The following is a 20,238-nucleotide window of genomic DNA, read 5'->3' as shown; positions in this document are numbered from 1 at the left end:
GTCACCGAACACAATGGCAGGATTATCTGTGTGTTATTTATTGTGGTAAAGCATCGTTACTAAACCGCGATAGACGTCAGCAAGAAGCCACAGGAATCCCCATACTTATAAAGTAAGAACAACCATCATCAGATCACTGACATTTAAATGGATACGAATACTCTTTAGATGCTGGAAAACACATACGTCCTACGATGAGTCAACTTACCTAACGGCATTGAAAAGTAAGGGATCAAGGCTGTTAAAATTTGCGGTGGAAAGAGAGCTTTAGTGCTTGCTGTCCACCTCAGAGCGTGTTGTTACAAGCCCCAAACTCTTGATGCTGCAATATGGATTTCATTGAGCAGCAAAACTAAAGAAATACAGCCTAATACCACCCATTTTTTTGACTTGTCATTTACCTTTAAGTGCCGATAAATTGCGAACGCAATAGAGGTTACCATAATAACAGCTAATAATAATGATGATTGATTTGCCGAATCCCATTTTAAATTCCCCTCACTAATATGGTGAGAAAAAAACGAAATTGCCCACAAAAGAAATAACACAGCAAAAGCGATTAAATAGTTTTTGATATTAAATGTATTTATTGAAGTTCCACAAACTGGACAAATATAGTTCCGATCCCTAGCATTTGGAGTTTTATCCTTTGCAACAATCGTCGAATAACATTTTTTACATACTAAAAAAGACATAAACTCAATTCTATTGGGGGCTTATAACGAGGCTGTAGAATAACTCCAACAGCCAAATTCAATTAAAAAACGAGCTCCTGTAATTAACTCTAAGCGTGTTTAAAGTATTAGGTAATGTATTTTGGAACCCATAAAACAAGCTGTTTTTATTAAAAAAGAGTAATTCTACAGACTCAACGTCCGCCATAAGCGGCTAAATAATAGTTGGCTAAAATAGCGAGGCCCGAGCACAGCCAACTTTTATGTGTCCGATACTTCATGGCCTTGTTATATATACTATTGCATCAACAGATCAGATAAAAATTTTATACTATTTATTTCAACTTTACCGTCAGATGACTGCAAACCTAATTGAACATAAGCTAGTCCGGTATCAAAGGTTATAGGTACCTGATAAACAGCATATGTAACACTTGAACTACCAACTGGAGATAATGTTTTCCAATTTTGCAACTCTGCTTTACCGACTGATTGAAATACACCTAATTTAGCAATCTTTTTCATGTACAACTCCCATTGCTCTGAAGTTGCACTAGTGTAACCCTGATCCGACATTAGCTCTTTAAAAGGAGTTACTTCCCACGTTGTTAACTTGGGGATTGCCTGTACAATAAAAGGCTCAAAGACAGCCTCTTTATCAACAGTATTTATGGATGTCAAAACTCCAATACCAATGAAAAATATAACAACACTTAAAATTCCGAAACCTAGATATTTGAAGAATTTCTTCACCATAACTCCTTGTACATATAACGAGCCTGTAGAATAACTCGTTTTTAATTTATTTTTATTGATGCATTAACCATAACCGAGTTCCTATTTTGATTCAATCGACAACTGACTTACGCGTAAAATATAAAAAGAGGATTCGCTGTTATTTTAGTTGGCATTTTTGCAGGTATTTGAGTGGCTTTTTTGAGGAGCTAAAAGTACCTTTACTAGTGTATCGTATTTTCACATACCAATTTTAGCCTTCGAGTTCATCCTCATTTACTTCTCATTTCCTTCTCTTTGTGCAAAAAATTTAGTGAATTATTCACAAAGAGGTTAAGAGACGCTGCGCTTAAGAGTAATACAGATTCTAGACCCAAAAGTATTTGCGCGGCGAAGGACATTACTACCGAATAGCCAACGCTTATCAGCTAACAGTGAATTTAGATCACTGGATCCGCCGTAGAATAAGAATGTGTTACTGGCGGCAATGTCGTTATTAATAAGAAATAGCACGCACTAAAATACGCGGTTTATGAAACTGGGTGTTAGCGAACGACTCGCCATAGCATGCGGTATCACTAGTACCAAAAGTAGGCGCTTGGAAGCGAAGGCCCTTGTAGAAGCTCAAAAACAAAAGGAATTAACATTGCGCTAGGCAATAACTACTTAGTTTCACAAGGTTTAGTGTCATTGAGAGATATTTGGATCAACATTCATTACGGGAGATGAACCGCCCATTGCGGACCCGCATGATGGGTGGTGTGGGGGCTGGAGGTTAGAGACCTCCGGCTACCCGATTAACTCTACGCTAGGTTAGGTGTCTAACATATCCCATTCGTCGCCAAGAACCCAACGTAAGGCTGATAATTTGCCATTGATCATACCCCATTCAAAGTCTGACCACGGACCGGTGTCTTCATACTTACTTTCAACTTTTTGCGCAGATTTAATTGCACCCTCTAGGATATTTTCATGTATGACAGCACTTCCGTACCGTTCGGTACCCTCCGGCACAACTTCAATTTCACCATGTTCGATCTGCCACATCCTATTCTGGTGTCTGTTGTACCAAACTTTATCCACCAACTCGTCCATTACATCAAGAATTTCTCGTAAGCCACGAGTTTCTTCAGTGTAATCGTACTCAAACTCGATATCAGCCAACACATCCTCATCAATGATGTTCAAAGCTGATGCAAGATTATTGAAATAATAGACATTTTCACGATTAAAAATATCGTCGAAGTCTTCATGTGGTTTTCGATGATCTTTGGCAGAAAAGTCATTGTGATTGTGAGTGATAAAGAAGCAGCTATTAGTAGCATCAACATCAAGCGAAAACTCATAAAATTGCTCGATAATAACAGCGTCTGCAACCGAGTTTTTACTGATATGAAATGGAGCTTTTTTATCTAAGCCACGTTGAACCGCTGCAACTTTTGAACGCTCACTAATATTAATTAGCTCCGCAGACTGGATAAGTTTTTCGACTCTGTTGATTGTGCTGTAATTGGCATCTGTTAATAAAGGCAATCGTGCATTTATGTCATTTAGCACTTCGAGCGTTTGCTCTTGGTTTGCGCTAGCAAACTCACTTACGACAGCTTTTACTTGTTTAAACTCTTGAGACAATCGTCTTGCCGTCTTGTTTGCAACATCTTCTTTATTTCTCTCGTATTCTTCTGCAACCAAGTCTGTAACAACCAGTTTCACCACATCGGTTTCGACTAGCTCTTCCAAAGCTGAAACCAAAGCAAGATCTTGCTTTTTCGTTGAAATATCAAGAAATACGCAAGTATCAAGAAATATATAATTCATATAACCTCAAATGATGAACTTTTTAGTAGAGTTAACGCCCGCAACAGCGGAAATTTAGGAGCGCTAGCGAGTAAATTTTCCGACTGCTTGCGCTTGTTAACACTTTAAAGCGTATGGTTAGCAATACTGCTCAACTTATGCTCTTTTATCATCCAGCGAGCCATTTCGCCAAAATCATTTTCAAGTTCAGAAAATATATGGGCCGTTCTTGGGCTAATCAAAGGATTCATATCAGAAACAGGAAGATTATACTTAATCGGTTCTTTTCTAAATTCGTAACCCCAGTTTGCGATAGCTGCAAGATTCAACGAGATCGTCGTATTCTTGATTTTATTCCAGATATCTCTTTGAATTGCTACAGGCATCCTTTCGCCAAGCGTAACGGACTTTATCGCTTCTAAGGGGATATCCATGACATAAACAGGGAAACCATTATATTCACCAACCGGTTTACAATCGGAAAGATTTCTAACAATTCTATATTCTTTCTCGTATTCCCAGTCCTTGGGTTTTACACAAAGCTCGGCAATAGGAATTGGTAATTCACTACTCAAATAAGAACTGATGTCTTTTTTAGGCCTATGCTCTCGATACTCTATATTAAATAGGCCCGTGAAAAATTCATGCTCTTCATCAAACTCAATAACGGCCCCTGAGTATTCACCAGCATAGTGAGACCACATTAGCAGCGATAACTCATTTTTAGACAAGCATAGAATGCCAATGGATTTATTCAGTGAGCTTAAAATATTTCTAGAATTGATGTCATTGCAATGGTCTGATTCAAAGTCAACGGCTAAATCACCAACACTCGGTTGCCTTCTAGGTGCGAGGACGTCAAAGCTGATAGATATGTCTTTAGTTTCAAAATCTTCCGGAACATGTAGCTCCGGCACCATTTCAAACGGATCATTGAAAGCCCCCGGCTGAGTAAGCCTTACACTCCCGTCTAAAACCCTCAAGGTATTTTCAGGTGTCAAATACTTGTATAGAGGCACAGCTTCTCCTTGAGTGTTAACAATTTTATAGTGCGCGAAGGACGGATCTTTCTGCTCCGACCACACTCATATGTATACATTACATAGTTTTAACAAATTAGCTAAGGTATTACTATCACTAAGTTTTCTATTATCTTTAAGTAGATCTAAATGGAACAATATACGCGCATCGCTCATATCCTTGAATATGTGCGCAAACAATAGTTTGAGCACATAATTAGCTTTACTTTTTAGGCAAGCGCATTCGTTTGAGCGTATTGTCAGATAAAAAATAGTGGTGGAATAAAGCGGCGGCTGCATGTAATCCAATCAAGTAATAGCCAACTTCCCCTGCGATTTCATGCAGCTCTTTGATGGTTTTTGCAAAGTCTAAATCTTTACTAGCCAATGGCGGCAGCTCTAGACCAAAAAACGGAATTGGTTTGCCCGCCATGCTCAAAATTAACCATCCCGCAATAGGCATAGCAAACATAAATCCATACAAAATAACATGCACTAGTTTGGCGAGGTTATTTTGCCACTTAGCTGGCTCTGGTTTTATATCTGGGGCTGAGCCACCCATTATACGAGCAATTAGCCTAATGCTTACTAAAGCTAAAACCGATAAACCAAGCATAAAATGCCACATTTTAAAGGCATCTCGGGTTGTAGTCCCTTTGTCGAATAATTCGCGCAGTTCAATGCTTGCGTACACAGCGACAATCAATATGAACATAAGCCAATGCAAAGCAATGGAGAGTGTATTGTAATGAGTTGTTGTATTTTTTAAATTCATAGTGCCCCTCGAAAAAATTAAACCTTATATTAATCGTATAAAGTTACTGACCATTTAGCTGTTTTAGAGCTTAAAAAAGTAGCCTACCCCACTACAAAGTAACCTATCATTACTAAGCATTTAGTGATCTAAAACATAAAATTTATATTTTAAAAAACATGAGTAAATATACTTGGTTAAGCGTAAACAATTAAACTTAAAATAGACTTAAGTGATTGCCCCAGCAATTAGCCACCGCGATTCACCTTTTGAAAAGTATTTTCAAGTTAAACTTATAATTAGAAAGGCATTAAATGGGCGAGATTCTTTCACTGTGATAGTTTAATTAAACAATACCAGTTCGAATCATGGCCAGCTTTTCAATACCGTGATCGGGCGTCCATCTTTTAAACTCAACAAAGTCATGCTTTTTATATAACTTAATAGCGGGCTCGTTAACTACTGCGGTTTCAACTATCGCTGTTGATGCTGTTTCAATAAAGTTAATTAACGCATAGCGGATTAACTTATCGGCGATGCCTTTTCTAAAATGCTCTGGGTCAACCGTTAAGCTATTAATTTCTAATCGATCATTGATGATTAGCAGTTCAATAACCCCCGCAAGCTGCGTATCGTCATAAAGTCCATAAAAAAGTGTTTGTGAATTTTGTATATCAGCCACAGTGCGCGATAAAGGCGGAAAATTAAGCGCACCGATTAACTCGGCCTCTATTTGATAAGAGCGTTGAAAGGTGGTGTAAATTTGCTTTGTCACTGCCTCATTTGCATTATCTAACTTTGCAATCATTGTTTGAAATTCCTTGTTTGTAATACGCTGTAATATGTATTTTTTGGCATTCGCCCTACACTTTCCTCGATTAATGAATGCCAGCACAATGGTGTGCAGCACTTTATAAAAGGAAGAAGAAAATGTCTGATGAAAGCTTATACCTAGTTAAATTAAAGTTTCAATCTGGTGTTGTTGGTGGTGGCTCAATGGAAATTCAGTTTGCCGTAGATCCAAAAACAGATGCACTAAATGGCCGTGCTAATGGTCACATTCAAGAAGGCACACAACATTCACCACAATTTACATCTAGCGCTTCGGGGCACATGCATGCTACTGGTTATAATGATATTACTAAAGTTGGTGCGCTTACAGGCCAAGCCGTGGTGTCTTTTCCGCCTCCTGCAATTGGTAGTTACCTGTCACCTTTTACCGCAAGCTTTGCTGTAGATAACCAATGGAATGGTAAAGGCAGCTTTTCAGTGGGTGATAATACCTACCAATGTAAAGTGAGCTTAATTGACTAAGTAGAACATAGTTAGCTTTATATTAAGCGGCGAGCAAGCGTCGCTTAATTCTCTCAAAAATACGCTATTGTTTGTTACCCAAACTTCACCAAACTCGAAGCTATCGCGATTCAAGTAATTGCTTAACTTCTTATCACATAATTAAACGGTCAGAGTCTTCAATCAGCTACCCTGTACTGAAAGACGACCTATCTGCAAGAAATATAAAGTCCACCTAACCTCCCTTATAATCTGCGTATTAAATTTAATCAGATTGACAATTTCCTACCATTACTTTCCCTTTATTTGGTCCAATCAAATTAACCATCTGATATAATCGCATAAAATATTAAGGAAAATTAGTGATGAAACTAAAAACAACAGCTGTCTGCCTTTTAACCTTACTACTTTCTGCCTGTGGTGGGGGAAGTAGCTCTGAAGAACAACAAAAAGCAGCAAATAACAAACCTACTATAGCGGGTGAGTTCAGTTTTGAACTCGCTGCGGGATCTAGTTTAGAACATGCACTTACTGTAAGCGATAAAGACAACGACACAGTAACTGTCTCTGTAATAAACAAACCTGATTGGCTAAGCTATGAACTAAGTGAAAATACACTAACGCTCAGTGCTTCGCCTACTCTTTTTGACATAGCTGAACATCAAATCGACCTATCAATTAGTGATGGTAAAGAGTCGAACCAGTTTAACCTAAGTATTGACGTTCACTATGATGCCGTTAACTTTCCTGGCGAAGCAATTACACTTGCAGATAAAGAATTAATCGGCACGTGGACTACCGCTGACTCTAGCTCACTATTTCATTTTTCAGCTGACCAAACAGGTTTTGCAAAAATTGAGAGTGACAACTTTCTGTTTAACTGGAATAACCCAGATGATGTTGAACTGCATACTCAAGAGTTTGAATGCATTGCAAATTGCATGCGTTCAAAGTTTATACCTCTCGAGATTTTAGCTAAGAAAGCTAATTCTATCCTAGCTAAAAAGTACACAAGTGAAACCGAATTCACTTGGCTTACCCTGATTAAGGGCGAGAAAAAAGCGCTTAGTTTTGATACTTATAGCGATCAACGCCAAGAGCAAACACTTAGACTAAGCCAACTAGGTAATGAAGAAGGCGTCAGATATACTTTCTTTGCCAATGTAGCGATTGAAGCAGAAGGTTACACTCAGTTGGCTGGATTTCACGAGAATGCAATTCTAACTGACGGTATATATCAATTTATTGAGCCTGAAGAGAAAGGTAATAGTATATTTGGGCAAGACTATACAAAAACGTTTCAAAATACTGATGGCTCATATCAACAAATCAGTTTTTCTGTTCAATTAAAACAAGCCGAACTCATTGCAAGCTTAGATGATTTTGCTGTTTTTGAAGTCACCTATCATTTTATCCCTCAAACATCTCAAGATACGGCTAATTGGCCTGAGCTTGAAAAAGAGCTTGTTGATCGCAAAACCTATAAAGTATTTAGAGGTGTTACAGCGGCGCCAGTTCCTGAATTTTCAGCGGGTGATGTGTTATTCGGCTTATCTCCATTGTATTCAAGTGTGCAATTAGCTGATGGAAGTTCCTTTAAAATAATCAATGCACCTATCACGGTTGATTCAGAAACTTCAGGACATTACTCAGTGAAAAACGCACTTACTGGTGAAGAGTCTACTTATGATATTACGTTCAGCAACTTGGGCGATACTTTAGAATTCACCATAGGTATTGAAACCAGAAATGTACGCTATGTAAAACTCTACAATAATCGCATTGCTACTGTAGACGATTTTTACTCCAGCAAAAAACAATCAAGCTACTCTTACGCTAATCTAGCCCAAGCAGATACTACCTATAATGCGACTCAAGAAGATTATTTGAAAACCTTCTATGTTAACGATTTAAACGTGTTAAATAACAACAAGCATGCCGTTATAGAGCCTCACAATAACGGTACAGCCATTGTTTATAGCGGTGGTATTTTTGGCCCTAATGGCCGTTGGCAGTTTGAACAAGACAATAGCATGAGCTTTGTACTACCTTGCTCTCAAAATCAAACGATAAGTAGTTGTATCAATAATTCTGAAAAAATTGATGTGATCAACTACAAGCTTTTCAAAAAAGAAAAAGCCGGCTATTGGTTTTTAAGATCTCATACCAGTCAAGGCAAGCAAGCTGATGGCGAAATAAGCCAATCAGTAACGCAAAGTATTCAATTCTTAAAACTATGCGATAGCGTCTGTATGTACAGTAGTAATTAACTAAAAATCGAACGATTAATGCAGATTATACTGTATTAATCGTTTGCCACATCATATGGCTATAAACTAACCACTAACGACTTTATTTCAGGCATAAAAAAACCCCGACCAATGTGGTCAGGGCTATTAAAAGTGGTACCAGCGGCCGGACTTGAACCGGCACGCCTTGCGGCAGGGGATTTTGAATCCCCCATGTATACCAATTTCATCACGCTGGCATCATTTTTCTTTAACCTTCTAACATGAGAAGATAAAGAAAAACCACTTTAGAGCTAAGACTTATCAAACCGTCCTCGTCTCTATGCCAAGCATTATACAAAGAATGGCTAAGGCGGCAAGCGTTTTATTTGTTTTAGCTGTCAACCGCACACTTATTAAACAATTGTTAAATTTAAACTTGATCTGGCTTGGGTTTAAAGCGCTCCACAATATATGCCATATCGATTTCGCTATCTAAGCAGCCATACTGATGAAAGTTTGCTGTTGCTAATCGTGCTTTAACAAACGCTTCTGCTATCTTTTTCTTGCCGTATACTAGCAAAGTTGCAGCTTGCCAAAGCAGTGCTAAAGTTTCCATTGCTCGCCTTGCATTAACTTCTAAGTTTTGCTTATCGGCTAGCAATTCGTACAGGCTATCAAGCTTGTTTGCATACGTAGAGTTTAGCTCTCGTGCTTGTTCAAGTTCAGCTAATAGTACTTTTAATGTCTCTGGTTCTTTGTTTAATACCCGCAATAAATCAAGGCATTGTACATTGCCTGAGCCTTCCCAAATCGAGTTTACCGGGGCTTCTTTATAAAGACGGCTCAACACATTATCTTCTACGTAACCAACACCACCTATGCACTCCATCGCCTCATAAGTGTGCTGAATTGCACGTTTACAAATCCAATACTTACCAATCGCAGTTGCACTTCGTATTAATGCAGCCTGATGTTCGTCGTGTATGTTATCTAATGCTGATGCTATACGCATTGAAATTGCCAGTGCAGCCTCAGCCTCTAAAGCGAGATCAGCGAGTACATTGAGCATTAAAGGCTGTTGATGTAAGTTTTTACCAAACACACTGCGACCTGAGGTATGCCAAATAGCCTCTTTCGCGGCTTGCATCATTAACGATGACGACCCTAACATACAGTCATAGCGGGTCAGCGCCACCATTTGGATTATTGTATTAATGCCTCGTCCTGGCTCTGCGAGTAACCAACCTTCGGCACCGCGAAATTCAATCTCTGAGCTTGCATTCGATTTATTCCCCAGCTTATTTTTAAGCCGCTGAATATACATTGCATTCTTACTGCCATCTAACCGCCAGCGAGGCACTAAAAAACAAGACAACTCGCGCTCTGCGGTGTTCGCTAATACCAAAAATGCATCGCTCATTGGCGCTGAACAAAACCACTTATGACCCACTAAAGAATATAACTCTCCCGCGCCTGTATCTTGGATGGCTGTAGCTGTCGTTGTATTAGCGCGTACGTCTGAGCCCCCCTGCTTTTCAGTCATTGCCATGCCAATGGTTACACCTTGCTTTTCAAACCAAGGTTTATTACTGCCGTCGTAGTGATTTGCGAGTATTTTTGGCAGCCAAAGTTTTGCCACATTTGCTTGGCTTGATATCGCTGGCACACTTGCAAAAGTCATGGTTAGTGGACAACCTGAGCCCGGATCGCCATGGTTATGTAACACAGCCATTGCGGCACGAACAACGTGGCTACCTTTACGTTTATCTTGCCATGGCAAGGCGCAGTGGCCCTGCGTAATTGCATGCTCCATTAACGCATGATAGCTAGGATGATAATCAACCTGATCAATTCGCTCACCAAAACGGCTATGAGTATGTAACTCAGGTAAATGTTTATTTGCCGAAAACCCAGCTGCAAGTAAATCACCACCTATTCGCTCACCAAATTTGCTTAATAATGCTTCGCCCCACTGGCCTGAAAAACGATTTAGCCAATACTGTAAAATACCATCGGCGCTGTATGCATTATAGTTTTCAAGGGGTTGAGGTTGGTTAAATACCTGATGAGTTTCTGAGTTATTTACTGCCATAACGATGCTCGCTAATTATTATTTTTTCTTACTATAGCAGGTCAGACCTGTTTGTCGAATACAGGGAAGATTTCTTGTTTAGCAAGGACTTTGCTAAACTAGCGCGCATATTAACTTTGTGAGTTTGTTTATGTCTGGTGAATTTCCCCGTGCGGGCTTTTGGCGTCGCTTTGCTTCATTAATTTACGATTCTTTAGTCGTGATTTCATTATCAATGCTGACTGCGATTTTGTATTTTGCGGTGATCCAAGTTTTAATTACACTGGGTGTTATTGTACAAACCGAAGGCCTAGATCCTGCAGGTTTTATAGATGAAACCCCATTGTTATCTGGTATTCGCAGCGCTTTGTTTGTTGGTGTAAATATTGTATTTTTTGCTTATTTTTGGACTAAAAGCGGGCAAACCATTGGTATGCGTGCATGGCGTTTAAAAGTGCAAACGCGTGATGGCGAGCTGATCAGCTGGTCTCAGGCAGTTGTTCGCAGCGTTACTGCATTACTTGGTTTGGGTAATTTAGTGGTGTTAGTTGATTTTAAAAACAAGCGAGCACTGCAAGATTACCTCTCTAAAACCGAGGTTGTTGCGCTAACTAAAGAAGAAAACAAACGAATTTACCGCTCGTTAGATTAAAACTCAGTATATAAGGAGCTAGCAAGCTAGCTCCACATTATCAGTTGCGTTTATTAAGTAAGTAAGTAGCAAAACCAATAAAAAGTATACTCGGTAGAGTTGCACCAACAATGGCTGGAATTTGGTATACCATCACCACTGGGCCAAATATTTCATTGGTTAAGTGAAATACGATCCCCGTAACAACTCCCATCACTATTCTGGCACCCATAGTTACGGTGCGCAGTGGGCCAAATATAAACGACAACGCCACCAGCAACATCACTGCAATCGACACTGGCTGCATTATTTTGCGCCACAGCGCTAACTCATAGGTACTGGTGTCTTGCTCATTTTGCTTTAAATAACCTAAGTATGACCACAACCCTGAAAATGATAGGGACTCTGGTTTAACCGATACTACACCGAGTTTTTCTGCGGTCAGTTGTGAATCATAAAACTCTTCATCTTGCTGTTGAGTACTAATTTGCTCTTCACTTAATTGCACTTTGTTAACATCGCGCAGTAGCCAACCATCTTTGCGACTGAGTGCTTCTCGCGCTTTGGTGATTTGCGTCAGTTGTAATGACTTATCAAAGTGATACATATTCAGGCCGTGCAAAACGCCATTTTGGTCAACATCTTCGATACTGATAAAGTTATTACCGTCTTTGGCCCATACGCCTTGCTGTGCGTTAAACACATCTCCACCATGAATTGCTTGGTTACGCATTTCTTTGGCTTTCAGCTGGGCAGCTGGTGCCCCCCACTCGCCTAGTGCCATCATGCACAGCGCCATGAATATAGCGGTTTTCATCACCGAGATAATTATTTGTAAACGTGACATACCCGCGGCTTGCATCACTACCAGCTCACTGTTTGAGGCAAGTGCCCCCAAGCCAGTTAAACCGCCGATAAGTGCCGCCATTGGAAAAAACACCACCAAGTCACCGGGCATACTATACAAGGTATAAAGTAATGCTGTTGCGATGTCGTAACTACCACGGCCAACTGATTTAAGCTGTTCAATAAATTTAATTAAGGTGCTGATCCCCACCAATACCATCAGCGCAAAACCTGTGGTTTGTAAAATACTACGGCCTAAGTACCAATCAAGCATTTTCATCATGCGCCTAACTCCCGCTTGGTAATAACGGCTTTAAGCCAAGCACCGAGTGGCCGTCCTTTGATAATCAAAAAACCTCCTATAAATAGCGCGGTAACGTGGATCCACCATAAGCCAATTGACGGCGGGATCTTGCCATCTTCAACAGCAAATTTTGCAGCATTAAGTAAAATGAAATAGCCTAAATATAAGCTGATTGCAGGAACTAATTTGGCAAATTTACCTTGGCGTGGATTAACCACACTCAAAGGTACGGCCAATAAAGTTAGCAAAGGAATAGACAGTGGGATTGCAATGCGCCATTGCCACTGCGCTACAGCTTCAGACCCCTTCATAGCGAGTAAGTCGATAGTGGGGACGGCTTCAAGTTTACGGCGTTGGTGTTCAATCTCTTGTTCACGTATTTGTACGCTGTAGCCGTCAAACTCGGTTAAATTGAGTGCAGGTGTTTCACCGTCGGTTTCGTAACGTTTACCGTCACTAAGTACTAATTGCTGCTCACCATTTTCCTGCTCAACCACCACACCACGCTCGGCATACACCAACCGAGCTAAATTATCTTTTTCACTGTCTGGTAGTTGTGCAACAAATACTTTATGCAGCTCTTTACCGCCATTTTCAATGTTATGAATAAATACCACGGCTTTTTCATTGCCTGTTTGCTGGAATCGCCCCGCCCGTAATGCCGATAACCCAGCATCCGCTTTGGCTTGTTCTTTTAATTGATATTCTTGTTCACTCGCCCATGGTGCAACATATAACGTGAGTATGGCGGCTAATAATGCTAGTACCACACTTGAAATTAAAGTAACACGCACGACATACCACTCACTCACCCCGCAGGCTTTTAACACGGTCATTTCACTGTCGGCATAAATTCGACTATAGGCGAGAATGATCCCTAAAAAGATACTAAGCGGTAATATAAGTGACGCCAGTTGTGGTAACTTGAGTGCAATCATCGATAGCACTAGCTTAGCAGGAATGCCGCCTTCAGAGGCATCGCTTAAAATAACAACAAACTTTTGTGACAAAAAAATTGTCATCAAAGTTAAAAATACGGCGACCTGAGACTTTAAAACTTCAGTGGTCAAATAACGGAAAATTAGCAATGATCGCCCCTGTTAAACATCGTGTTTCACTTCAAGAGTAAGAAAATTTGAGTAAACTTAAGGTTTTATTATATGTCATCAACATTAAATATCCTACCTAGCAACTCGATATTATTGTTGCTTTAGTGGTATTGATGGCTACAAAAGTATAAAGTTCAAATACACATAATGAGTCAGCGTTTATAAGCTAATATTAATGTAAGTAACTGGATTTTTATTATATTGCCCTTATTTAAGGGTTAAATGACTCAAAATTAGGAGTGACAATGGAATTTAGCGTAAAAAGTGGTAGTCCTGAAAAGCAACGTAGCGCATGTATAGTAGTTGGCGTTTATGAGCCACGTCGTTTATCCCCCATTGGTGAACAACTCGATAAAATCAGCGATGGTTATATCTCTAATTTATTACGCCGTGGTGATCTTGAAGGTAAACCAGGGCAAGTATTGTTATTGCATCATGTACCAAACGTACTAAGTGAGCGCATACTACTGGTTGGTTGTGGTAAAGAGCGTGAGCTTGATGATAAACAGTACAAACAAATTATTTCAAAAACCATTAATACCCTTAACGAAACTGGGTCAATGGAAGCGGTATGCTTTTTAACCGAGCAACATGTAAAAAGCCGCGATACCTACTGGAAAGTCCGCCAAGCGGTCGAAACAACTCAAGACTGTTTATATACATTTAATCAATTAAAAAGCAAAAAAAGCGACCCACGTCGTCCACTGCGTAAAATTGTATTTAATGTACCCACTCGTCGCGAACTGACGATTGGCGAAAGCGCTATTGAGCACGGCTTAGCGATTGCTGCTGGTAGCAAGTTATGTAAAGACGTAGCAAACATGCCGCCAAATATCTGTAACCCAGCGTATTTAGGTGAGCAAGCACAAGAGCTTGCCAGCAATTTCGATAACATCACTGTTGATATTATTGGTGAAGATAAAATGGCCGAACTGGGTATGAATTCATACTTAGCGGTGGGCCGTGGTAGTGATAACGAATCGGTTATGTCGGTTATCAACTATCAAGGTGGCGCGAAAGATCAAGCCCCTATTGTACTGGTTGGTAAAGGCTTAACATTTGACTCGGGCGGTATTTCACTCAAACCTGGCGAAGCCATGGACGAAATGAAATACGATATGGGCGGTGCAGCAGGGGTTATTGGTGCAATGCGTGCCTTAGCACAAATGCAATTACCGATTAACGTGATTGGCGTGCTGGCTGGCTGTGAAAACATGCCAAGCTCAAATGCTTACCGCCCAGGTGATATTTTAACAACTATGTCGGGGCAAACGGTTGAAGTACTCAATACTGACGCCGAAGGCCGTTTAGTGTTATGTGATGCATTGACCTATGTTGAACGTTTTGAACCTGAAACCGTGATTGACGTAGCCACATTGACCGGCGCTTGTATTGTGGCACTGGGCGCTCATGCAACCGGTTTGTTATCAAACCATAACCCGCTTGCTCATGATTTATTAAAAGCATCAGAGCAAAGTGGCGACCGCGCATGGCAATTGCCACTTTGGGATGATTACCAAGATCAACTGGAAAGTCCATTTGCTGATTTTACTAACTTAGGCGGCCGTGCTGCGGGCACTATCACCGCTGCGTGTTTCTTATCTAAGTTCACTAAAAAGTATAACTGGGCGCACCTAGATATCGCAGGTACGGCATGGCGTAGCGGTAAAAATAAAGGTGCAACGGGTCGTCCTGTGCCTATGCTTACGCAATATTTACTAAACCGTGCTGGGGTAAGTGAAACCAGCCAGGATTAAACCTTACGTTTAACAATCTATGCAACTCATTATAAGGCGCCCTCTGGCGCCTTATTTATTCTTCATTTATCGGTGTATTAATTGAAGCAAAACGCGTTATATGGCAAAATCCCTGCTTTGATTTAAGTATTATTTTCAATACTGTGGGAAGCCCCGATACAATGAGCATGAACGCCCAATTTTTCGTTCTAAAGCAACAAGATGAATCAACTGCTAAGGCAGATGATCACTTTAGCTTAGCTGCCGATATCGCAGGCCAACAATATCGCCTTGGTCATCGCATCTTTATTTACGTTGATGATATTGAAATTGCCCATGCCATTGATGAAACTATTTGGTCATTCGACCCCGACAGTTTTGTGCCTCATAACCTGCAAGGTGAAGGCCCAAAAGGCGGAGCGCCTGTAGAGATTGGCACTACCCCACCGGTTGGTAATCGTAAAGTTTTAATAAATTTGGCTACACACCTACCGGATTTTATTCGTCGGTTCAACCAAGTTTTTGATTTTGTGCCCGTTGAAACAGTCGCTAAACAAGCTGCTCGTGAGCGTTTTAAAAAACTACGCCAACTCGGTGCTAATATCACCACCCAAGATATTAATAGCTAGCCACCCTTAGGAAACTAGCTAACTAACTCATTTAAGTACTTATTTAAGGTTCTGTGTAATGGATAAAACCTACAATCCGCAAGATATTGAACAGTCGCTCTATCAAGACTGGGAAGAAAAAGGCTACTTTAAACCATCAGGTAAAGGCGATGCATATTCAATTATGATCCCACCACCCAATGTCACTGGTAGCTTACACATGGGCCATGCATTCCAAGATACTATTATGGATACCTTAACGCGCTTTAAACGCATGCAAGGTAATAACACTTTATGGCAAGTGGGTACTGACCACGCGGGTATCGCCACACAAATGTTGGTTGAGCGTAAACTTGCTGCTGAAGAAGGCAAAACGCGTCATGATTTAGGTCGTGAAGCCTTCATTGATAAAATCTGGGAATGGAAAAACCAATCTGGCGGTACTATTACCAAACAGCTTCGTCGCCTCGGCGCTTCTGTAGATTGGGACCGTGAACGTTTCACTATGGATGACGGCTTATCAGAAGCGGTTAAAGAAGTATTTGTACGCCTGCACAAAGAAGACTTAATCTATCGTGGTAAGCGTTTAGTAAACTGGGATCCAAAATTACACACCGCTATCTCTGATCTTGAAGTTGAAAACAAAGATAAGCAAGGCCACATGTGGAACTTACGTTACCCATTGGCTGACGGTGTGAAAACCCAAGACGGTAAAGATTACATTGTCGTGGCAACCACCCGTCCAGAGACTATGCTTGGCGATTCAGGGGTTGCTGTCAACCCAGATGATGAGCGTTATCAAGACTTGATCGGTAAAGACATTTTATTACCGATTGTTAATCGTCGCATTAAAATCGTTGCTGATGAACATGCCGATAAAGACAAAGGCACAGGTTGTGTAAAAATCACTCCTGCCCATGACTTTAACGATAACGAAGTCGGTAAGCGTCATCAAATGCCGATGATCAACATCTTCGATAAAGATGCGGCCATTCTAAGCCAAGGCGAAACCTACACCTTTGACGGTAAAGAGCTTGAGTTTGATGCACCAATTCCAGAGCGTTTGCATGGCCTTGACCGTTTCGCTGCACGTAAAGCAATTGTGGCTGAATTTGAACAGTTAGGCTTACTTGAAAAGATTGAAGATCACGCTTTAACCGTACCTTACGGCGACCGCTCAGGTGTGGTTATTGAACCACTACTTACCGATCAATGGTATGTACGTGTTGCACCACTGGCAGAGCCCGCAAAAGACGCCGTTAAAAATGGCGACATCCAATTTGTACCAAAACAGTACGAGAACATGTATTTCTCGTGGATGAACGATGTGCAAGATTGGTGTATTTCACGCCAACTTTGGTGGGGTCACCGTATTCCAGCTTGGTACGACAGCGAAGGTAATGTGTTTGTTGGCCGTGATGAAGCCGAAGTACGCAGCGAAAACAACATCGCCGCTGATGTAGTGCTCACTCAAGACGAAGACGTACTTGATACCTGGTTCTCATCTGCACTGTGGACCTTCTCTACGCAAGGTTGGCCTGAGAATACTGATGATTTAAAAACCTTCCACCCGTCTGACGTGTTGGTAACCGGTTTTGATATTATCTTCTTCTGGGTGGCGCGTATGATCATGATGACTATGCACTTCATCAAAGATGACAACGGCAAGCCACAAGTGCCATTTAAAACTGTTTACGTTACGGGTCTTATTCGCGATGAAAATGGCGATAAAATGTCAAAATCAAAAGGTAACGTACTTGATCCAATCGACATGATTGACGGTATCGACCTTGAGAGCTTAGTAACCAAACGCACTAGTAATCTGATGCAAGAGAAAGTTGCTAAAAAAATCGAAAAAGATACTCGTAAAACCTTCGATAACGGTATTGAAGCACACGGTACTGATGCGCTGCGCTTTACGTTAGCTGCTATGGCATCAACTGGTCGTGATATCAACTGGGATATGAATCGCCTTGAAGGTTACCGCAACTTCTGTAATAAGTTATGGAACGCCAGCCGTTACGTACTTATGAATACCGAAGAACAAGATTGTGGTTTTGCAAGCGATGCAGCAAAAGAATACTCACTTGCTGATCGTTGGATCTTAGGCCAATTCGAGTCAACAGTTAAAACCTATACTGAGCACTTAGACAACTACCGTTTTGACTTAGCAGCCAATACGCTTTATGAATTCACTTGGAACCAATTTTGTGATTGGTACTTAGAACTTACTAAGCCAGTATTATTCAAAGGCAATGAAGCACAACAACGTGGTACGCGTCATACGCTTATTACTGTGCTTGAGAGCCTGCTGCGCTTAATGCACCCAATGATGCCATACATCACAGAAACTATTTGGCAACGTGTTGCGCCATTGGCTGGCCTTGAAACTGCAAACACTAGCATCATGGTTCAAGCCTTCCCTGTTTACACTGCAGCAAACGTTGATGCTAAAGCAATGGACGATTTAGAGTGGGTTAAACAATTCATTCTCGCCATTCGTAATATCCGTGGTGAAATGGATATCAGCCCAAGCAAGCCGCTATCAGTGCTATTGGCAAACGCATCTGCGGATGATGTACGTCGTATAAACGAAAATAAATCATTCTTAGCATCACTTGCTAAAATTGAGGAATTTACGCTGCTTGAAAATAAAGATGAGGCACCAGCTTGTGCAACATCGTATGTTGGCAACCTTGAAATCATGATCCCAATGGCTGGTCTAATCGATGTTGACGCCGAACTTGCTCGTATTGCTAAGCAACTTGAAAAAGCCGAAAAAGGCCTAGCTCAAGTGCAAAATAAGCTAGCTAACGAAAAGTTTGTGAACAATGCACCTGAAGCGGTACTGGCAAAAGAAAATGAGAAGCTTGCAGAGTTCTCAGACGCTAAAGCAAAACTGCTAGAGCAAAAAGCGAAGATCGAAAGTTTATAATATTTATACAAAGCATTTAAAAAGCCGCGTTACTTTATAGTAGCGCGGCTTTTTTGTGTTCTAGGTTCTAGGTTCTAGGTTCTAGGTTCTAGGTTCTAGGTTCTAGGTTCTAGGTTCTAGGTTCTAGGTTCTAGTCAAATATTAGAACGTGTAGTTATACTGTGCACCAAATAAGTACGCATGGCCTTTTGATTCAAAGCCCCATTGCTGGCCTAAGCCATCAGATTCAGTAAAGTTTTGTGTTTTACCACGTAAAATACTCATACCAATATCTAAGTTAGCTTGCTCGCTCATCGTGTAGTTAACACCAAACGAGTACCAGAAACGGTCGGTATCAGGAATAGAAATCGACATATGGTTTTTATCAGCTGGTGATTCGTCGTAAGCAATACCAGCACGAAGTAACACAGCATCATTAAACTGGTAGTCACCACCGATTGAGTAACGCATTGCATTTGAGAAATTTTCATCTTTAGAGAATACTGGAGCATCGCTACCCGCAACATGCGCTTCTAGCTTTTCAAAGCTGTCCCAACCAGTCCACATTACACTGTAGTGTAGGCCTGTTTTCTCATCTAATTGGTGTGTACCTGAGAACTCTGCAATCGCAGGTAAGGTAATTTCAACGCTTCCAGGTACGCTTGCCCCTGCTAAACCGCCAACCTGTACAGGTAACTGATTAGAATATTCGCCATCAAAGGTGATGTCAGTTTCGCTACGATAATTAAAACCAAAGCGGCTATTTTCATCCAGCTGGTAGCTAGCACCGATGTTCCAACCAAACCCGTAGTCATCGCCTTCTAAATGTACAGCTTGAGTTTGTGCTGGTAAGCCAAGTGGATTGGCACCAAAGTTACGAATAATTTTCGCATCAGCGTAAATATAGTTAAGACCAAGACCAACACTAAATTGCTCATTGATTTTATATGAACCACTCACGTTCATATTTACTGTCACGATCTCAGTTTCACCAGCAAGCTGACCTGCTGGGTAATCCGCATCAAATTCTGTCGCTAAGCCAAAGTTTGAAAACGCACCAAAGCCCACTGCAAATTTGTCATCGATAGGCATTACAAAATAACCAGCTGGAACAAACGCTGCTGGCGCAATGCTACTGTCGTTAAGTTGTCCTGGGTTTACTGAGGCATTACTTGCTTCAGTGCCACGAAGGCTCACATCTGGAACAACTGCAATACCAGCAACACTTAATTGCTGCTCTTTAAATACCGACATTAATGCAGGGTTACGTGCAACCACTGACGCATCATCGGCCACTGCCGCTTCACCTGCGTATGCACGGCCAAGGCCTGAAGCATTTTGCTCAGCTAATTGAAAAGCCGCTGCAAACGTATCTGCAGACATAACAGCAAGTGATGCTGCGATTAAAGTTTTTGTAAATTTCATTATGTTACCTTAACCAAACTAAGCGCTTGGGTTCCCATGTGTTGTATCTAATTATTAGGAGTAAGTTACTTCAAAACCTTAGCACATTACC

Annotated in this window: 16 protein-coding genes, 1 tRNA gene and 2 pseudogenes; 8 read left to right on the top strand and 11 right to left on the bottom strand. The window is 40.9% G+C overall.

The window, feature by feature from the left end; genetic code table 11:
• Positions 1-82: 82 nt before the first annotated feature.
• Positions 83-271: pseudogene (locus A7968_RS23630) on the top strand (hypothetical protein); the annotation flags it as partial.
• A gap of 28 nt (positions 272-299) precedes the next feature.
• On the opposite strand, the gene A7968_RS14145 reads toward A7968_RS23630, so the two are convergent.
• Both A7968_RS14145 and A7968_RS23625 read right to left on the bottom strand, forming a co-directional pair.
• Positions 300-695 (bottom strand): hypothetical protein, encoded by a 396-nt coding sequence (locus tag A7968_RS14145; protein WP_064667223.1) that lies wholly within the window; start codon positions 693-695, stop codon positions 300-302.
• 276 nt (positions 696-971) lie between these two features.
• On the bottom strand, positions 972-1,427 hold the full coding sequence (locus tag A7968_RS23625) for a hypothetical protein (RefSeq protein ID WP_244270411.1): 456 nt from the start codon (positions 1,425-1,427) through the stop codon (positions 972-974).
• A gap of 359 nt (positions 1,428-1,786) precedes the next feature.
• Here A7968_RS23625 and A7968_RS22985 point away from each other — a divergent pair.
• Positions 1,787-2,138, top strand: a pseudogene (locus A7968_RS22985) (group II intron maturase-specific domain-containing protein); the annotation flags it as partial.
• A gap of 84 nt (positions 2,139-2,222) precedes the next feature.
• On the opposite strand, the gene A7968_RS14135 reads toward A7968_RS22985, so the two are convergent.
• The 4 genes from A7968_RS14135 to A7968_RS14120 all read right to left on the bottom strand — a co-directional run bounded on the left by A7968_RS14135 (position 2,223) and on the right by A7968_RS14120 (position 5,787).
• Positions 2,223-3,227: a PIN domain-containing protein gene (locus A7968_RS14135; protein WP_064667222.1), complete on the bottom strand. Its 1,005-nt coding sequence runs from the start codon at positions 3,225-3,227 to the stop codon at positions 2,223-2,225.
• Between the two features lie 104 nt (positions 3,228-3,331).
• On the bottom strand, positions 3,332-4,225 hold the full coding sequence (locus tag A7968_RS14130) for a DUF2971 domain-containing protein (protein ID WP_064667304.1): 894 nt from the start codon (positions 4,223-4,225) through the stop codon (positions 3,332-3,334).
• A gap of 223 nt (positions 4,226-4,448) precedes the next feature.
• Complete coding sequence (locus A7968_RS14125; protein ID WP_064667221.1) at positions 4,449-5,000, bottom strand: cytochrome b; 552 nt, start codon at positions 4,998-5,000, stop codon at positions 4,449-4,451.
• 325 nt (positions 5,001-5,325) lie between these two features.
• Positions 5,326-5,787 carry a GNAT family N-acetyltransferase gene (locus A7968_RS14120; protein WP_064667220.1) on the bottom strand — a complete coding sequence of 154 codons (462 nt, stop codon included), beginning with the start codon at positions 5,785-5,787 and terminating at the stop codon, positions 5,326-5,328.
• A 122-nt stretch (positions 5,788-5,909) separates the two neighbouring features.
• On the opposite strand from A7968_RS14120, the gene A7968_RS14115 reads away from it, so the two are divergent.
• On the top strand, positions 5,910-6,293 hold the full coding sequence (locus tag A7968_RS14115; protein ID WP_064667219.1) for a DUF1842 domain-containing protein: 384 nt from the start codon (positions 5,910-5,912) through the stop codon (positions 6,291-6,293).
• A 344-nt stretch (positions 6,294-6,637) separates the two neighbouring features.
• Positions 6,638-8,542: a hypothetical protein gene (locus A7968_RS14110; protein ID WP_064667218.1), complete on the top strand. Its 1,905-nt coding sequence runs from the start codon at positions 6,638-6,640 to the stop codon at positions 8,540-8,542.
• 133 nt (positions 8,543-8,675) lie between these two features.
• Here the strand turns inward: A7968_RS14110 and A7968_RS14105 are convergent.
• Positions 8,676-8,760: transfer RNA gene (locus tag A7968_RS14105), tRNA-Leu, on the bottom strand.
• 173 nt (positions 8,761-8,933) lie between these two features.
• The gene (locus A7968_RS14100; protein WP_064667217.1) at positions 8,934-10,595 is read right to left on the bottom strand and encodes an acyl-CoA dehydrogenase family protein; all 1,662 of its coding nucleotides are present in this window, start codon (positions 10,593-10,595) and stop codon (positions 8,934-8,936) included.
• Positions 10,596-10,725: 130 nt separating this feature from the next.
• Between A7968_RS14100 and A7968_RS14095 the strand changes: the two genes are divergently transcribed.
• Entirely contained in the window at positions 10,726-11,226 is a 501-nt protein-coding gene (locus tag A7968_RS14095) for an RDD family protein (protein ID WP_064667216.1), read from the top strand.
• 40 nt (positions 11,227-11,266) lie between these two features.
• Here the strand turns inward: A7968_RS14095 and lptG are convergent, their stop codons facing one another.
• Both lptG and lptF read right to left on the bottom strand, forming a co-directional pair.
• Positions 11,267-12,334, bottom strand: a complete 1,068-nt coding sequence (gene lptG / locus A7968_RS14090) for an LPS export ABC transporter permease LptG (protein ID WP_064667215.1) — start codon at positions 12,332-12,334, stop codon at positions 11,267-11,269.
• Positions 12,331-13,443, bottom strand: a complete 1,113-nt coding sequence (lptF, locus tag A7968_RS14085) for an LPS export ABC transporter permease LptF (RefSeq protein WP_064667214.1) — start codon at positions 13,441-13,443, stop codon at positions 12,331-12,333. The genes lptG and lptF overlap by 4 nt, the downstream gene beginning before the upstream one ends.
• Before the next feature lie 266 nt (positions 13,444-13,709).
• On the opposite strand from lptF, the gene pepA reads away from it, so the two are divergent.
• The 3 genes from pepA (at position 13,710) to A7968_RS14070 (ending at position 18,743) form a co-directional block, all read left to right on the top strand.
• Entirely contained in the window at positions 13,710-15,221 is a 1,512-nt protein-coding gene (gene pepA / locus A7968_RS14080; RefSeq protein WP_064667213.1) for a leucyl aminopeptidase, read from the top strand.
• 161 nt (positions 15,222-15,382) lie between these two features.
• Complete coding sequence (locus tag A7968_RS14075) at positions 15,383-15,829, top strand: DNA polymerase III subunit chi (protein ID WP_064667212.1); 447 nt, start codon at positions 15,383-15,385, stop codon at positions 15,827-15,829.
• 58 nt (positions 15,830-15,887) lie between these two features.
• On the top strand, positions 15,888-18,743 hold the full coding sequence (locus A7968_RS14070; protein WP_064667211.1) for a valine--tRNA ligase: 2,856 nt from the start codon (positions 15,888-15,890) through the stop codon (positions 18,741-18,743).
• 141 nt (positions 18,744-18,884) lie between these two features.
• On the opposite strand, the gene A7968_RS14065 is transcribed toward A7968_RS14070, so the two are convergent.
• Complete coding sequence (locus A7968_RS14065) at positions 18,885-20,147, bottom strand: outer membrane protein transport protein (RefSeq protein ID WP_064667210.1); 1,263 nt, start codon at positions 20,145-20,147, stop codon at positions 18,885-18,887.
• Between the last annotated feature and the right edge of the window lie 91 nt (positions 20,148-20,238).

It is taken from the genome of Pseudoalteromonas prydzensis (assembly GCF_001661495.1).
Taxonomy (GTDB): domain Bacteria; phylum Pseudomonadota; class Gammaproteobacteria; order Enterobacterales; family Alteromonadaceae; genus Pseudoalteromonas; species Pseudoalteromonas prydzensis.
Note: the sequence above shows the minus strand (reverse complement) of the source record. Positions and strands in the feature narration are given on the sequence as shown.

Bases quoted from the DNA above. Each gene is read 5' to 3' on its own strand.
- pepA (WP_064667213.1), top strand. From the start codon at position 13,710: ATGGAATTTAGCGTAAAAAGTGGTAGTCCTGAAAAGCAACGTAGCGCA.
- A7968_RS14135 (WP_064667222.1), bottom strand. From the start codon at position 3,227: ATGAATTATATATTTCTTGATACTTGCGTATTTCTTGATATTTCAACG.
- A7968_RS14065 (WP_064667210.1), bottom strand. From the start codon at position 20,147: ATGAAATTTACAAAAACTTTAATCGCAGCATCACTTGCTGTTATGTCT.
- A7968_RS14110 (WP_064667218.1), top strand. From the start codon at position 6,638: ATGAAACTAAAAACAACAGCTGTCTGCCTTTTAACCTTACTACTTTCT.
- A7968_RS14070 (WP_064667211.1), top strand. From the start codon at position 15,888: ATGGATAAAACCTACAATCCGCAAGATATTGAACAGTCGCTCTATCAA.
- A7968_RS14145 (WP_064667223.1), bottom strand. From the start codon at position 695: ATGTCTTTTTTAGTATGTAAAAAATGTTATTCGACGATTGTTGCAAAG.
- A7968_RS14095 (WP_064667216.1), top strand. From the start codon at position 10,726: ATGTCTGGTGAATTTCCCCGTGCGGGCTTTTGGCGTCGCTTTGCTTCA.
- A7968_RS14100 (WP_064667217.1), bottom strand. From the start codon at position 10,595: ATGGCAGTAAATAACTCAGAAACTCATCAGGTATTTAACCAACCTCAA.
- A7968_RS14075 (WP_064667212.1), top strand. From the start codon at position 15,383: ATGAGCATGAACGCCCAATTTTTCGTTCTAAAGCAACAAGATGAATCA.
- lptG (WP_064667215.1), bottom strand. From the start codon at position 12,334: ATGATGAAAATGCTTGATTGGTACTTAGGCCGTAGTATTTTACAAACC.
- A7968_RS14120 (WP_064667220.1), bottom strand. From the start codon at position 5,787: ATGATTGCAAAGTTAGATAATGCAAATGAGGCAGTGACAAAGCAAATT.
- A7968_RS14125 (WP_064667221.1), bottom strand. From the start codon at position 5,000: ATGAATTTAAAAAATACAACAACTCATTACAATACACTCTCCATTGCT.
- A7968_RS14115 (WP_064667219.1), top strand. From the start codon at position 5,910: ATGTCTGATGAAAGCTTATACCTAGTTAAATTAAAGTTTCAATCTGGT.